Source organism: Fodinibius salicampi, assembly GCF_039545095.1.
Classification (GTDB): Bacteria; Bacteroidota; Rhodothermia; order Balneolales; family Balneolaceae; genus Fodinibius; species Fodinibius salicampi.
This window is the reverse complement of record NZ_BAABRS010000003.1, coordinates 1-15,382: the sequence shown is the minus strand read 5'-3', so window position 1 is coordinate 15,382 and position 15,382 is coordinate 1. Positions and strand designations below refer to the sequence as shown.

Here is a 15,382-nt window from a genome sequence, read left to right as displayed (position 1 = left end):
TAGAGTAGTTATATAATCCAACGCTGGATTCCACGCATCGTAAATAGCCGGGCCATCAGAGAGGAGAATGGGGTATTAAGCATGATTTTTACTACTCCATTTCTAATTTTAGGATATTGTGTTTTTCTGCCCAGCCACATATTAAATTCACTTCGGTTAATGGCGTTCTGCATTGCTTTTATGCGTCTATTTTCAAAGGCCTCTAATTTTGTATCAGCCGGTTGTTGATACAAGATTATTTGTTCCAGGCATTTGCTTAGATCCCAGGCGCCCAGCCAACCTAAATTCATGCCCTGCCCACCGATTGGACTAACTATATGAGCGGCATCTCCCGCTAAAAGAATTTCTTTTTTAAACATGGATTGTGCATGTCGTTTTTCAACACCAAAACTGCTTAGCATAAAGTGGTCAGTAGGGGAAAGGGAGTGGTCTATCCGCAGTGAGACAGCCCGTTCAATAACTCGCCGATGATTTGATGATTGGTATTGCTCTGTTTTTACAACCCAACGGCGCCGGTTTTCAGGAAGAGGGAAAGACTCTATGAGTCCTTCTTTACAAAGAAATATAGCGGCGTCATTTCCAAAAGTGGTATTTTCCGTAAAATCACCCATTACATAGGTATCTGGATAAGATTTCCCTTTAAATGATACGCCCATGTTCTTACGAACAATACTCTCCTTTCCATCACATCCGACCAGGAAGTTTGCTCTTACCGTTTTGTATTGCCCATCTTTTTTATATATAATCTCTAGGTAATTATGCTCTTTGGAAAAGTCGAGGACTGAAGCTTTACGGACCAACGTGTTGGTATTAAGTTGATTCAAATGATGCTCAAGAATTTCTTCCGTCTTGTTTTGGGGCAGGGAAAGCACATAATTGAAGGGCTTCGGACATTTCTCGAAAGAAAGTGATCCAATTTTCTTACTATTCGCGAACGCATGTCCCTGCCTGATTTTTATGCCTTTTTCTATGAATAATTTGTGAATTCCTAAAGATTTAAAGATTTCGAGAGAGGGAGGGTGAATGCCCAATGCCCGGGGGTGATTGTTTGGTGTTGATTGTTTCTCAAGAATTCGACACTTTATGCCTGCTTGTTCGAGGCAGATCCCTAAAAAAAGTCCAACGGGTCCGCCACCGACAATTACTACAGGATATGTAGAAACGGAGTTATTCATGGTAGTAATTTAGCAAAAGCCGATAGGGAAAAAGTTTATTCACCTTCCAACCCGGAGGGATCACGTCTCGGAGTTCTTCATAGGTATAACTTCTTTTGATAGAGGTAAGTCCATCCTGCACAATATATGAATTTTGAAAAAAAGGCCGGGCAAACATGTTGAACAGCATGTAGCCAATATCGCTGCGTCGAATATCATTAAAAAGAACCCCATATCGGCTTAATTGTCGAGCTTTGGATAGGATATTATGCAGTTTCTCTGAAGGAATATGATGAAGGAGGTGGTTAGAAATCACAAAATCATATTGATTGCCGTTTTTTATCAGATCAGATGGTGAACACTGGATAAATGTAATGTTATCAGGAACTTGTAGCTGATGTACATAGTTGAGAGCCCGCTCGTCAGTATCTATAGCGGTAATATGAATATTTAGCTGATCTTCACCAGCCCACTTTGCCAGCTTTAGGGGAATGTCTCCACCTCCAAATCCGATATCCAAAATATGTCCTTGCGGCTTAGTCTGAAGATAGGGCCGAAGTTCTTTTCGATAGACTCTCTTCCACTGCGCAATAAGGGTGTTTATTTTACGGAACTGTTTATAGGTATTGTAAAGGGTTATCTGATCACAATTAGGGTTATCCATCAATTCCTGGCTTTCGCTGTTGCGAGATGAAAGAAAATAAGGCATTCGTGTTCAGCTCGTTATTTTTGTTATCAGGGCACTTTCAATGGTTAGTCCCGGACCAAAAGCCATGGCAAGAATTTTAGAGCGGTTTATTTTCTCAGGATCAGCGAGTAACTCGGCAAGCACGAACAGAATGGTGGCACTGCTCATATTCCCGTAGTTGGCCAATATTTTACGTGAATATTTAAGCTGCTTTTCCTGTAGATTAAACTCCTCTTCTATCTTGTCGAGGATCGCCCGGCCACCCGGATGGATGGCCCAGTCGTAAATATCATTACGGTTGATTTTAAAGTCTTCAAAAAGTGGTTGAGTGGCATCTCGGAGATTAGATCTGATCAGTTCAGGTACATAGCTCGATAATACCATATCAAATCCCGTATCGCCAATGGTCCAGGCCATATCCTGCTCTGTTTCACGGGCCGTAGCAGTTGAAAACTGATTCAGTTGGAAGCATTTGTTATTTGGTTTTCTGCCCGTGATAATTATCCCGGCTGCACCGTCGGCAAAGACGGAGGCAGAAATAAGCTGGTCGGTGGTTTCAGAAGATTGAAGATGGAGAGAGCAAAGTTCCAGGCAGACGACAAGAACCGTGGCATCCGACTGAGATTGACAAAATGACTGAGCCATTTTCATAGCCGGAAATGCGGCGAAACAACCCATGAATCCCAAATGATACCGTTCGGTAGAGGGCGGAAGCCCTAATTGTTTAATGATTTCAAAACCCGGTTCGGGAGCAAAGAAGCCCGTGCATGAAACGGTAATAATATGAGTGATATCTGATTTACTGATCGTAGTATTTTGATTGATTGTTTTACGGGCAGTTTCAACAAAAAGCGGTTTGGCTTTTTTAATATAAAGATCGTTACGAATACCGGTAGAAGGGGATGAGAAAGAACCATCTTCCTGAAAGAAGACAGGGGGCTTCCCCTTGGTATTAAAATCATTAATTATGGTGTGACGTTTATCAATCCCTGATTTGGAATAGATTCTGTGGATAATTTTTTGGGAAGCATCACGAGTTGCAACATACTTTTTCATCTTCTCCCGTAAAAAGCTCTGGGGATAGGATTGCTCGGGCACAACGGTTGCGATATTGTGAATATAGGCCGCCATCTATTGAACTATTATTTAATGAGACGATGCTTAGGTATACATATACCTGAAGTTGCCGCAAAACATTCCAAAATCCTAATCTCTTTTGGAATAGGAACTCAGAGAAGGATAGGAGAGTAAGTTTTTTAGAAAATTACCGCTGTGTGGTGAGCTTGTAAAATCGAACATTATGAAGGATAGCTGCTATAGTCAGCCCGGCGATAAGTCCCATCCAAAGACCCTGCGGACCTATATTCCTGCCAATGCCAAGATAGTAGCCCAGAGGAAGACCAACCATCCAGTATGCGATAAAATTAACGACCATGGGAATTTTAGTATCCTTAAGCCCACGGAGGGCGCCATAGCTGCTCACTTGAAGTCCATCGGATATTTGAAATATAGCGGCCATATAGAGGAGGCTGATAGCCACTTCCTGTACGGCAGAATCCTGGGTATACATTCCAGCAATGAGGTCCGGGAAAAGGTACATGAGGGTGGCGGTAATACACATGAAAAAGGTTGCCAGGAAAATACCAATATAGCCGCGTCGCCGCGCTTCATACATTGTCCCTTTGCCGATGGCATTTCCCACCCGCGTGGTAATCGCTGTTGAAAGTCCAAAGGGCACCATAAATGTCATGGCCGCAAAGTTGATAGCGACTTGGTGCCCTGCTACCGCGATCGTGCTGAGAGAGCCCATCAGCAGGCTTACTAAGGCAAACATGCTGACTTCCATCGTGGAACTGAGTCCGATCGGCACCCCTACCCGCAGGAGTTCCCTGAGATGGGGCCAGTCCGGCATTCGGAAAGAGGAAAAGATATCAAACCGCTCGTACGGCTTGTAATTCATGGTAAAAGTGAGCATACCCAGGAACATCACGAGTCCCACTACCGACGAGGCGTAGCCACAGCCCCGTGCCCCCAGCTCGGGGAAGCCCAGCTTGCCATACATGAAAACATAGTTTCCAATAACATTGACAAAAACACCCAACAGGGCGAAATACATGCCCGGGCGGGTAGCCGATAATCCCTCATTAAAGAAGCGAAGGGCCATATAGCCGCAGACGGCAAAGACCCCCCATGAAATAGCGTTGAGGTATCCCTGGGCAACTGGGATGATGGCGGGGGTGACATCCAGGAAGTGCATGACGAACTCCAGGTTACGAATCAGGAAAAAGATCGGAATGGACAGGAACAGGCTGAGCCAAAGCGCCTGACGCGCATTGATACCGATATCCTTGAAATTCCGTGCCCCCACTAATTGGGCGACGACAGGAGTGACGGCCATTAGGATGCCGGCCGCCAGCATCATAAAGGGTACAAAAACGGCTCCACCCACCGCCACGGCTGCAAGGTCTTGGGCAGAGAGATTACCTGCCATAACGGTGTCTACGAAGTTCATCGACATTTGCAGGAGCTGCGCGATGATAACCGGAAGTCCGATTTTGAGCGTCAGTCCAGCTTCCCTGCGGAGGTTATATTTCTCTGTTTTTAGAAATGAGAGCACAGCTTCAATTGTATATAAATATAATAATATTTGTGGAAGCGCTAATGGTACAAAAACTGTGGAGGAAAAGATAGGGGATCGGGGGTAGAAAAATCAGGAATCTACTTGAGGCAGTTTAATGACAAAAGTAGTGCCTTCTCCTTCTACAGAAGCAAATGTAATGCTCCCACCATGTGCTTCAATAATTTTTTTACAAATTGCCAATCCAAGTCCTGTACCACCGGATTTAGTGGAAAAGCTGGGTACGAAGATATTACTCCTGTTCTCTTCGGGGATTCCGCTGCCATTGTCTTCGATTTCAACAAAAGCGTTTTGTTGACTTCTATAAAGCGAAATGGAAATTTTGCCTTTATTATTTCCAATGGACTCGTAAGCATTTTTAACGATATTGATAAAGACACGTTTTAGATCATCTGCAATACCATTCACCAAAACTACTTCTTCAGGAGCATCAAAAGAAAGACTGATTTGTTGGTCATGCTGGTAAAGCTGAACAACAGACTCCAGAATTGAAGTTAAATTGACGGAAGTAAAATCTTTTTCGATAGGTTGAGAAAATTTCGAAAAATCAGAAGCGATATTGCTTAGGGATTGAATCTGTTCAATAAGATTAGCCGTGATTTTTTGAATGTGAGCCTTAAGTTCCTCTCCCTCATATTTCCCCGTCTTTAGCTGTCGTTCCAAGTGTTGAACGTTTAGCTTCATGGGCGTAAGTGGATTTTTTATTTCGTGGGCTACCTGCTGAGCCATTTCTTTCCATGCCGCTTCTCTCTCGGCCTTGGCGAGTTCTTTTTGTAGCTTTCGGAGCCTGCGAACCATCTCATTGTAAGCTTTCGCCAGATTACCGATTTCATCCTGACTCGTAACCGGAATAGTCGTATCCAAATTACCACCTGATATTTTATTAAGGCCGCGTTGTATATAGGTTAGAGAACGCGTCAAGGATTTTGAAATGAAGGCAGAACCCAGTATAAATAGGCCGAACACCAAGATATAAACTAAAATAAGGTAGCTTATGGTTTCCAATAGTTGCTGATCATATTTAGGCGATTCCAGAAAGGTTGGGATGGCAAGAATTCCCATTGTTTCATTTTCATCATCCAGAATAGAACGGTAGCCAATAAGTAAAGGTTGTCCCGCCAAATTAACGGAAGAATAAGCCTCCCTTTTTTGCTGGACTGAAATTTGATGATAAATATCATAGGGTAGGATATCGGGAAGTAAGTGTTGCTGATATATTTGGGGTGTTGTAGTTTCAGCTACGCTGTGGTCCGTATATAAAGTAGCATCCACATTCCACGGGGTCGTAAGAGATTCGAGCGAAGATGAGGGGCTGCGACTAAAATTGTTGTCCATAAGCTGGCTGGATTGAATAGACTCCGCAAGCCGCTCAAGCTTCTCAAATAATTCCTGTCGAACAATTTCTTGGTTCTGCTTTTTGATAGCATAATGTGAAGTCGCAATTAAGAATCCTAGAAAGATTAGAGTGGCCAGTAAGAAACTATCGAGGATACGATCCTGAAAGCGCTTATTTTCTCCCAGCAACGAAGTTTGATGCTTATTAATAAGCTGAGTAATAAAAGTAATTAGGCAACCTACAATGAGTAGGGTAAAGCTGAAACGGAAAAGAGAGAATAGAATAAGTCGATATTCCGGCAGGGCAGAACTGGTTTTAATGGATACAGTATCTGATTCTTTCCACAACAATGTGCGATAGGTGTTTTCATTAGCCTGATCGTAATAATAAATAAGTGAATCGCTTTCGAGAGCTTTCTGCTCTTCCTCATTTAGTTGCTGGTACTTAGGGAAATATCCTGTAAAACCCTGGTCGGTAGCACTCACTAACTGAGCATTCTCGTATTTCTGCATCAAGAAGTTATTATTCCAGTCCTCATACGTTAATGAAGCCATTACTGCGCGAATTGGCTTATTAAATTGAGGGCGCTCTTTATAAACAGAGCATAAAATCCAGGCTATCGGTTGGTACTCGGAAGATCCAAAAACGGGTATCCAACCCCTGTAAAAAGTCCGGTAATCCTGTTGGTTTATGAGCTGTGGCTGTTGAATAATTGGCTGGATGCTGGATCTGGTAATCTGTTGTATTTCTGTAGTTATTTTTAGTCGAGGGATGTTGAAGTAATTTATCCAGTTTGGTGAATTTAGATTGGTGGAATAGTTTGCAATAAGCTCTTCAGAGCTGCTAACCAGCTGTAGGTCAAACGAATAGGTGTTCCATTCCGATTCCAGGAAATCACGAATGTTTTGGGTGAACCGAGATTGTATTGATGATTGATTATTAAGGATATCTTCGTTGGAAATAGTTTGAAACTCTTTCTCAAGATTCACTAAAAGCTGACGGGTTAACTCCCTAGCCTGGGGATCTTCTTCCTGCGCATAATTTTGGGCTGTTTGTAAAAGTTCTTCGTCGATATGTATGAGATAAGATTGGTAAAACATGGGTACCCCCAAGGTTGCAATAAATATGCTCCCCATAACAATGTTACGCAGCGGAGAGAGGGACGATATCCCTGGAATGTTCTGAGCGTGGCCAATTGCAATAAATAGAATAATAGCAAAGGCCGCTATACTTGAATAGAGAATCCAATTGAGGGCGGGGAAATTGAGGACTAAAAGTTGGGTTAGTAAAAGACCAATAATAAAAGCTATTACAACAATGGTTGCTGATAACCGGATGTGATTTAGAGTAGAGCGAAAAAGAAGGAGATTAAGGGAAGATAAAAGAATTCCCAATGACAAAAGTGTTAGCCCAACTATAAGATAGATAATAACCGTGTTCCATTCTGGTAATATGCGTAGGTCTAATAGCGGGATGCCGGAAGAAACAATATTGTTATAGGTCCAATTGAGAACAAGCGGTATACTAAGGCCATTAATAGCTCCCACAAAGGTGGCTAAACCAATAGAAGCAAGATAGGAGTTGGCTTTTATCTTCCTGTTGAAGAATGGTAGTTTTCGGGCAATAGCGATTGAAGCAAGTAGGGCAAAGAATACCTGTGTAAATATATAGGCCAGCTGTTCTGCAGTTTTAGCCCATGCTTCATTCGCAGGTTCAACAAGCATCTGGGTCCAGATTGATATAATATCAGTATAAGCTAATACAAACCAGCCGGCACTAATAAAAAAGAGTTGTAGAAGAAGTCCGGTAAGCCAACTAACTTTATCAACGGCTTTGAAGAAGACAATGACGAAGACTGCAAAACTGAATAGGGCGAAAAGAGATCGCCAGAAACTGTTTCCTTCATTCCATTCTTCTTTTTTTTGCAGAAGATCCTCCTCAGAAGCATAAACAACACCAATAGAGTCTCTCTCAATGTTGTTTAATTTTTGGGTTTGGGTTACACTATCAGGTGGAGAACTAAAAATGCTAAAGTTTACTGGATAATCAATCGAAGATTCTGAATGGAGGATATTAAATTCAGTAGCGGAGCCAATAGCTAATGGATTGGTCTGTTCTATGCGATAACTGGTGAACATCTGATACCAGATGACATCATCATTTCTTTGCACATTAAAAGGGACATAGGCCTCCCAGTAAGTAGTATTGTTTTCCTTTGAGAGTGTTATTTGGGGTTCGAGGGGATCTTCTAAAGAATTGTCATTTCGGTTGGGCGGAGCAAATCCTTTCCAGACGATAGGTTGGTCATTCTGGTACAAAGATATTCCCCAAAAATCGGAATATGAATCCAGATGCGTGTAAATATTTTGAGGCGAATGTTCTTGCAGCAGTAATGATTGAAGGGTGGAAGCCAACTGCTCAGATCGATTTAGCAATTGCTGTTGCTTATTCTCAAAAAACTGAGCCGATTCCGTGAGTCTTTGTTCTACGATTTGTTGATGGTTAGCGTCTGATGGCTTGATACTATAACGCCATCCCTCGAGAGCAAGAAGTAGTAATAAAAGAGTTAAAATTGCCCATCCTAAAAGACGGTAAAGCCGGGATAGATCCAGAGATGTCTTCATAAAACTAAGGTCGATTCATCAGGTATTTGAATATGAATCGAATTTAAGGTTGAATCAAGTTAGGAATTTTATTTGGGTCTTGTCCCTCAAGAATCCCGATAATAGCCTCAGCAGCCAACATGCCTATCGCTTCTCGTGTTTCTTGACTGGCACTAGCGATGTGAGGGGTCAACAGGCAATTAGGTGCTGCCAGGAGACGGGGATGCACATTGGGCTCTTCTTCAAATACATCCAGGGCAGCTCCCCCGATGGTCCCATCATGCAGGGCCTCAGCAAGAGCTTTTTCATCAACGACGGGACCGCGAGAAGTATTAACCAATATTGCTTTTTCTCCCAATAAAGAAAGAACCTCTTTATCCACAAGATGTTTGGTTTCATCAGTGAGCGGACAGTGAAGAGTAAGAATATCGGCTTCTTCGGCTAATCTTTCTATATCAGCCCGGTAAGAGGCATCAAAGGTATTTTCTGTCTCTGGCGCCAATCGGCTTCGGTTATGGTAAATAATATCCATACCAAATGCTTTGGCCCTTTGAGCTACAGCCTGACCAATTCTGCCCATCCCCACAATACCGAGTGTACTTCTCTGGAGTTCTTTGCCTAAAAAACCGAGTGGTTCCCATCCATCAAATTTACCATCGAGGAGATAGCGCTGTGCTTCAAATAGCCTTCTGCTTACTGCTAATATAAGTCCGATCGTAAATTCGGCACAGGAGTCAGTCAGAACATCGGGAGTGTTTGCTACATAAATATTTTCTTTATGGGCAGCATCAACATCAATATTATTGTACCCTACAGCATGGTTGGCAACGATTTGTAGGCGTTCTCCTGCCTTTAAGACCTCGCTAGTGATTGGGTTGGAAAGCATGGGCAGTATGGCGTGGTATTGAGGGATATCGCGAATAAGGGCTTCCTCTGAATTATAATCGCCACGCTGGCCAACATCCACAGAGAAGTGGGCCTTGAGCTTATTGATAACAGAATCGACAATGGGTTCAGTAACCAGTACTTTTTTAGGCATCGCTATATCGAATATTTTTTTCCGTTAATGAGAATATCAGAATAGTGAATAATTTGGGAATTACTTAATTCCTGATAAATATAAGAGAAGGGGACGAGTGCTTGGGTGCACATTTTGTCAGTGTGCCGCCAAGCAGTAACTTGTAAGTGAAGGGAATTATCTTTTGTCTCTTGATGAGATACGGTCCGGAGATGCGTACAGCCATCGGCGAGTTTGCCGGAAATTAAAAGTGCGTTTTCTTTTTCAATGGTAATTTGCTTCAGCGAATCAATATATACTTTCCCTTCCTGATGTGGTGTATCCTCGGGCTGTTGCAGTTCTGTTAAATTGGGATAAGAATCAGTTAATTTGGGATCTGAAGAAGCGCACCCAAAGATCATAAAAAATCCAATAGTTAACAATAAGCCCGATATCGAAAAATGAGGATTATTCTTCAATTCTTTGAACCGGGGCATCATTCCACATGCGTTCGAGAGCATAATACTCACGCAATTCCTTTTTAAAGATATGTACAACGACATTTACATAATCCAGAATAACCCATCGCCGGCTTTCGCGTCCTTCTTCTTTCCAGGCTTTTTCGCCCAGATTTTCGTGCGTCTCCTTATTAATATTATCAGCAATGGCTTTGATTTGAACATCCGTACTGGCATGGCAAACGATAAACTTATCTGCCAGCGTAGTTAGTTTGTGAACATCCAGTACAATAATGTCTTCTGCTTTTCGGTCGAGCATTGCTTCTGTTATGACTTCAATCAGCTTTTCGGAATCGGCTGTTTTGGCGTCATTGACGCTGGTAAATTGTTGTTCTTTTTTAGAAGAGGTGTTGGTCATATAAAATTAGTTGAGTGTTAAAGATTTATAATCAGATCCTATAACAACGGTCGCATCGAGATAGTAATCTTCTGATGCTTCTACAATAACATTTTGAGGTTCAACGCCGAGAACATCAGCAATTTTCAGTGCGTTACCTTTATTAATGGTCCGTGCTATTATAACCGTATTGGTCATATCAAAGTTCTTGAAATTTCCTGTTTCTACTACATCAAATCCATTTTTGCGAAGTGTAGAAGTAAAGGTATTGGCTACACCGGGAACTCCACAGCCATTTAGCACTTCAAGCTGAATAATATCTCCAATTAGATTGGTGTTTATCTCATTACGTTGGTTTTCTATCCGGGGATAAACAATACGGGTAAAAAGACCAAAAACAAGCAGTACTAAAAGTAGGCTAAGAAATCCAATGGCAGCATTTAGAACAAACGAACTGGATTCTCTGCTATCTGAGCTCATGCCTTAGGCTGGACTAGTCGAAAATAAAATGGCCGGAGTTCAGAGAGTGACGAGATCGCGGGCCCATGCCCCAGGGACTGTAGCCATAGTCTTGAGGTAACTGCTGAAAATGAATGCTGATATTACTGTTCTCATTAATTTGATAATTCAGCTCAGCATTACGAATAAGCAACTGGGTATCCATCCCGTTGTTATTTGACATAAAATTGTTGTTCCCGAATGGGGAGTGCAAGAGCGATAAGTCAACCCGACCAGTGAGATCTTCTGAAAAGAAGAAGCGCATGGTATTCGTATAAGCATTCATGTTTTGCATTTGTCCTCCAAAACTTGAGAACATCATGGAATAGGAATGATCCATCTGCATATTAAACAGATTTCCCAGATTAGCGTCCTTACTGGGATTTTGTTTTATAACCGAACCCGTGAGTGCGGAAGAGCGATTAACATCCTCACGAAGCTGGGCTTCTGCTACTGAAGACATCCCAATGAATAAAAGAACAAATGTACTTATAAAGGTGAAGATCCAAGTCTTTTTCATAATCATTGATAGTTACCCGGTAGTATTATACAAAAGCGTATATAACGCCTGTGAAACTAATTTAAGTATAATAAAGTAAAGTTCTACAATAAAGAGTGTTATTCCGAATATTTTTTAGGAAACAGCTGCCATAAGTTTTCTTCAGAAAAAATAACGGAAATAAAACTGATTAATTATGGTTTGATATTAAGTAGTTTTTTTTGGAAAAAAGTATTTACTCAAACGCCAATATACGCTATTTATAAAAAGTTGCGGAGGTGGAGGGATTCGAACCCCCGGAATCGAAAAACGATTCAACGGTTTTCGAGACCGCCCCATTCGACCGCTCTGGCACACCTCCGTCATAAATTCGAACTTGTTCAGCGGATGAAAATAGGGTATATTTGAAAGCTTTGAATCCAATAAAAATACGGTTTAATAAAACCAAATAAAAGGCTGTAGTTCGATAATGAAACTAACCGATTTTAAGTTTGACACCGACGATTTTAACGTTCCCGAAGAGCCGGTTGAACCACGTGATGCTGCAAAGTTAATGGTTTTGGATCGGGAGGATGAAAGTATTAAGCACGAAAAATTCTCGGATATTCATAAGTATTTAAATGAAGGTGATGTACTAATATATAATAATACCAAGGTGTTTCCGGCGCGCCTAAAAGGGAAAAAAGAAAAAACGGATGCCGATATTGAGGTATTCCTGTTGCGTGAACTGGTTCCCGAAAATATGCTATGGGATGTACTCGTTGAACCTGCTCGTAAAATACGTATCGGCAATAAACTTTATTTTGGTCCCGACCTGATGGCAGAGGTTATTGATAACACGACCTCGAGGGGACGTACTATCCGATTCCTCTATGAAGGTACCAATGAAGAGCTCTATAAGTTATTGGATGATATTGGGGAAATGCCCCTTCCACCCTATATCGATCGCGAACCCAGAGAGGAAGATAAGGAACAATACCAGACGATCTTTGCTAAAGAGCGTGGTTCAGTAGCTGCCCCTTTTGCTGCGATGCATTTCACACAAGACCTGGTTGAAAAACTGAAAGATAAAGGAGTAAAAATGCTGCCTATCACCCTTCATATCGGCTGGGGTACGTTCCGTCCGGTAGAAGTGGAAGATTTGACAAAGCATCGTATGGATTCTGAAAATTATAATATTTCCAAAGAAACCTCCGATGCGATCAATAAGGCATTGAAGAGCAAGGATAATAAGGTAGTGGGATGCGGCACCACTTCCGTTCGAACTATCGAAACAAGTATTACGGCAAGTGGTATTTCCAAGCCGGGGACCGGCTGGACCGATAAGTTTATTTATCCTCCCTATGATTTTAAAATTACGGAGGGAGTTATTACGAACTTCCATCGTCCGGAATCTACCATGTTAATGCTCGGAGCTGCTTTCGGTGGATATGATTTCCTCATGGAAGCCTATGAAGAAGCGCAGGAAGAGGATTATCGTTTTTTCGGCTTCGGTGACTCAATCTTGATTCTCTAAGTTTGTCCGGTGGTAACGAAAACTCTTGTAATACCTGCAGCGGGCTCCGGTAAGCGGATGCAAAAGGAAGTTCCAAAGCCTTATTTGGAGTTAAAGGGTATTTCTATATTGGAGCGGACGATACATCGATTTTTGGGACTTGAAGGATTAAAGCAGGTGGTGGTCGTTACTTCAAAAGATTATATAGAGTTGACCCGGGAGGTGCTTGGATCGCTGCTTCCAGATACAATACAGGGCGATGTCGTGGAGGGTGGAGAAGAGCGACAGCATTCTATTAGTAATGCCTTATCACGAATAATCGCGACTGACCTTGTGATAGTCCATGATGCGGTCCGTCCCTTTGTTAAGAAGGAGCATATTGAGGCTTGTTGCGAGGCTGCATTCGAGGTGGGTGCAGCAGTGCTTGGCATTCCTGCCACAGATACAATTAAGTATGTTACTAAAGATCATTATGTTGAGAACACCCCTCCGCGAACAGCAATGTGGCAAACCCAGACGCCACAAGTATTTCAAAGAGAAGTCTTAATTAAAGCTTATAAACAAGCGAGACAAGATAAATTTCTTGGCACGGATGATTCAACGCTTGTTGAAAGAATGGGTCAAAAAGTTAAAATAGTAGAGGGAGATCGGATGAATATGAAAATAACTTATCCACAGGATTTCGAAACGGCCAAACTAATGATCGACTAGAATAGGATGTAGTTATGAGAATTGGGTATGGTTATGACGTACATAGGCTTAGTGAGGGACGCCCGTTAATATTGGGAGGGGTGGAAGTGCCTTTTTCAAAGGGTTTGGTGGGATATTCAGATGCTGATGTACTTCTTCATGCGATCTGTGATGCCTTGCTGGGGGCATGTGCGCTCGGCGATATTGGTCAACATTTCCCGGATACGAATCCTGATTTTAAAGACATTGACAGCAGGATATTATTAAGAAGAGTCCACCAACTGGTAAAGGATGAAGGATGGAAGATTGCAAATGTTGATGCAACGGTCGTGGCTGAGGAGCCTAAGCTTGCTCCTTTTATCCGGTCAATACGCGAATGTATTGCAGAAGATTTGCAAGTGAAGTTTGATCAAATTTCGGTCAAGGCTACTACCTCTGAAGGAAAGGGGTTTGAGGGGCGCAAGGAAGGTATCTCTAGCCGGGCTGTTGTACTTCTAATCAAGAACGAGCATCATGATTGAGCAGTTTACGCAAGAGATGGTGCAGTTCATTGAAGTTTTGCCGCCGTTAAGCATCTATCTCGTTTTTTTTGTAGTTGCTTATATTGAGAATGTAGTGCCCCCCATTCCCGGTGACGTGCTTGTCGCTTTTGGTGGATACTTAGCGGCTGAATCTGTAATAGGTCTGGTGCCGGTTTTATTGTTAACAACCATTGCTTCGGTAATTGGTTTCATGACAATGTATTGGATTGGTTATAAATGGGGAGGAGTTGTAGAACGAAAACAGAAGGGCGTAAGATTTCTGCGTTTTATTCCGGTTGAATACCTTCATAAAGTTAGAAGCTGGATGGAAAAGTGGGGATTAGGTGTGGTTTTGGCCAATCGATTTTTAGCGGGAACTCGTTCAGTTATTTCTCTTGCTGCCGGACTTGGTAATACCCCTATTAGCAAAACGATACTATGTTCGGGCGTCAGTTCCATTTTATGGAATGGAATTTTGTTGGCTTTTGGGTGGATCGTGCACGAGAATTGGCGGCTTATTGGTGAATATCTTTCTGTGTATGGTAAAATCATCCTGACAGGAATTGGAGTATACATCATTATAAGGATTGGAATCTATTATTATAAGAGATAAGGGCTGATTTTATTTGTATTCAAACTTAAAGCCTAATAGAGATATTTTTATTAAATCAATGTTGACAAAAATAAAAACTGTGCTTAGCTTTCGAGTCTTTCGACTGGAGGGGATTCTAAGCTCAAATGCTTGGGTTGCTCTCAAGGTCGGTACCCGATAAGCCAACGTAGCTCAGGGGTAGAGCAGCTGTCTTGTAAACAGCCGGTCGTCGGTTCGAATCCGGCCGTTGGCTCATAAGAAAATCGGGTGTAAGAGATGCCATTTTTTGGCACTGTTTTTATTGTTGTATTCCTGGGGGGATACCAAAGTGGCCAACTGGGGCAGACTGTAAATCTGTTGGCGCAAGCCTTCGTAGGTTCGAATCCTGCTCCCCCCACTAAAGTAAACATCGCCGGATTTGGTTAGGGGTTTGCTTTTGATTTCTATATAGGTCTAAGCGGGCGTAACTCAATTGGTAGAGTGTCACCCTTCCAAGGTGAATGTTGCCGGTTCGACTCCGGTCGCCCGCTCATCCCAACGGGATTCGCATCCTCAAGCCGTTATAGCTCAGGGGTAGAGCACTTCCATGGTAAGGAAGGGGTCGTCGGTTCAAATCCGACTAACGGCTCACGAAGCGCTGCGAAGTCAAATGATGTTATGTTAAACATTTAACTGTAAACACTGTAATCATGGCAAAAGAGACATACCAGCGGAATAAGCCGCATGTAAACATAGGAACGATAGGTCACGTAGACCACGGGAAGACGACCCTGACGGCCGCGATCACGACGGTGATGGCCAAGCACTACGGGGGCG

General features: G+C 42.4%; 15 protein-coding genes and 5 tRNA genes. 9 read left to right on the top strand and 11 right to left on the bottom strand.

Annotation, left to right across the window (positions count from 1 at the left end):
* Window positions 1-8 precede the first annotated feature (8 nt).
* From ABEB05_RS11200 to ABEB05_RS11150, 11 genes are all read right to left on the bottom strand, one after another.
* Window positions 9-1,175, bottom strand: a complete 1,167-nt coding sequence (locus ABEB05_RS11200) for an FAD-dependent oxidoreductase (protein WP_265790165.1) — start codon at window positions 1,173-1,175, stop codon at window positions 9-11.
* On the bottom strand, window positions 1,168-1,863 hold the full coding sequence (locus ABEB05_RS11195) for a methyltransferase domain-containing protein (protein ID WP_265790164.1): 696 nt from the start codon (window positions 1,861-1,863) through the stop codon (window positions 1,168-1,170). Before ABEB05_RS11195 ends, ABEB05_RS11200 begins: the two co-directional genes overlap by 8 nt.
* Window positions 1,864-1,869: 6 nt before the next feature.
* Window positions 1,870-2,973, bottom strand: a complete 1,104-nt coding sequence (locus tag ABEB05_RS11190) for a type III polyketide synthase (RefSeq protein ID WP_265790163.1) — start codon at window positions 2,971-2,973, stop codon at window positions 1,870-1,872.
* Between the two features lie 133 nt (window positions 2,974-3,106).
* Window positions 3,107-4,459, bottom strand: a complete 1,353-nt coding sequence (locus ABEB05_RS11185; RefSeq protein ID WP_265790161.1) for an MATE family efflux transporter — start codon at window positions 4,457-4,459, stop codon at window positions 3,107-3,109.
* A 93-nt stretch (window positions 4,460-4,552) separates the two neighbouring features.
* Window positions 4,553-8,440, bottom strand: coding sequence for a sensor histidine kinase (locus ABEB05_RS11180; protein ID WP_265790160.1), 3,888 nt, complete (start codon window positions 8,438-8,440; stop codon window positions 4,553-4,555).
* A 43-nt stretch (window positions 8,441-8,483) separates the two neighbouring features.
* The gene (locus tag ABEB05_RS11175) at window positions 8,484-9,458 is read right to left on the bottom strand and encodes a 2-hydroxyacid dehydrogenase (RefSeq protein WP_265790158.1); all 975 of its coding nucleotides are present in this window, start codon (window positions 9,456-9,458) and stop codon (window positions 8,484-8,486) included.
* 2 nt (window positions 9,459-9,460) lie between these two features.
* A complete protein-coding gene (locus ABEB05_RS11170; RefSeq protein ID WP_345694285.1) occupies window positions 9,461-9,838 on the bottom strand; it encodes a hypothetical protein in 378 nt (125 codons plus the stop codon).
* 46 nt (window positions 9,839-9,884) lie between these two features.
* Window positions 9,885-10,292, bottom strand: coding sequence for a ribosome silencing factor (gene rsfS, locus ABEB05_RS11165; protein ID WP_265790155.1), 408 nt, complete (start codon window positions 10,290-10,292; stop codon window positions 9,885-9,887).
* Window positions 10,293-10,298: 6 nt separating this feature from the next.
* On the bottom strand, window positions 10,299-10,751 hold the full coding sequence (locus tag ABEB05_RS11160; RefSeq protein ID WP_265790154.1) for a LytR C-terminal domain-containing protein: 453 nt from the start codon (window positions 10,749-10,751) through the stop codon (window positions 10,299-10,301).
* Between the two features lie 13 nt (window positions 10,752-10,764).
* Window positions 10,765-11,289 (bottom strand): hypothetical protein, encoded by a 525-nt coding sequence (locus ABEB05_RS11155; RefSeq protein WP_265790152.1) that lies wholly within the window; start codon window positions 11,287-11,289, stop codon window positions 10,765-10,767.
* A 252-nt stretch (window positions 11,290-11,541) separates the two neighbouring features.
* A tRNA-Ser gene (locus ABEB05_RS11150) sits at window positions 11,542-11,629 on the bottom strand.
* A gap of 108 nt (window positions 11,630-11,737) precedes the next feature.
* Here ABEB05_RS11150 and queA point away from each other — a divergent pair.
* The 9 genes from queA to ABEB05_RS11105 all read left to right on the top strand — a co-directional run.
* Window positions 11,738-12,784 carry a tRNA preQ1(34) S-adenosylmethionine ribosyltransferase-isomerase QueA gene (gene queA, locus ABEB05_RS11145; protein ID WP_265790150.1) on the top strand — a complete coding sequence of 349 codons (1,047 nt, stop codon included), beginning with the start codon at window positions 11,738-11,740 and terminating at the stop codon, window positions 12,782-12,784.
* Window positions 12,785-12,793: 9 nt separating this feature from the next.
* Window positions 12,794-13,474 carry a 2-C-methyl-D-erythritol 4-phosphate cytidylyltransferase gene (ispD, locus tag ABEB05_RS11140; RefSeq protein ID WP_265790148.1) on the top strand — a complete coding sequence of 227 codons (681 nt, stop codon included), beginning with the start codon at window positions 12,794-12,796 and terminating at the stop codon, window positions 13,472-13,474.
* 14 nt (window positions 13,475-13,488) lie between these two features.
* Window positions 13,489-13,974: a 2-C-methyl-D-erythritol 2,4-cyclodiphosphate synthase gene (gene ispF, locus ABEB05_RS11135; RefSeq protein WP_265790146.1), complete on the top strand. Its 486-nt coding sequence runs from the start codon at window positions 13,489-13,491 to the stop codon at window positions 13,972-13,974.
* Window positions 13,967-14,587, top strand: a complete 621-nt coding sequence (locus ABEB05_RS11130) for a DedA family protein (RefSeq protein WP_265790143.1) — start codon at window positions 13,967-13,969, stop codon at window positions 14,585-14,587. Before ispF ends, ABEB05_RS11130 begins: the two co-directional genes overlap by 8 nt.
* Window positions 14,588-14,747: 160 nt before the next feature.
* Window positions 14,748-14,819 (top strand) — tRNA-Thr (locus ABEB05_RS11125).
* A gap of 61 nt (window positions 14,820-14,880) precedes the next feature.
* A tRNA-Tyr gene (locus tag ABEB05_RS11120) sits at window positions 14,881-14,963 on the top strand.
* A gap of 60 nt (window positions 14,964-15,023) precedes the next feature.
* A tRNA-Gly gene (locus ABEB05_RS11115) sits at window positions 15,024-15,096 on the top strand.
* A gap of 26 nt (window positions 15,097-15,122) precedes the next feature.
* Window positions 15,123-15,194: transfer RNA gene (locus ABEB05_RS11110), tRNA-Thr, on the top strand.
* 61 nt (window positions 15,195-15,255) lie between these two features.
* A partial coding sequence (locus ABEB05_RS11105) for a GTP-binding protein (RefSeq protein ID WP_265790948.1) occupies window positions 15,256-15,382 on the top strand: 127 nt, incomplete at its 3' end.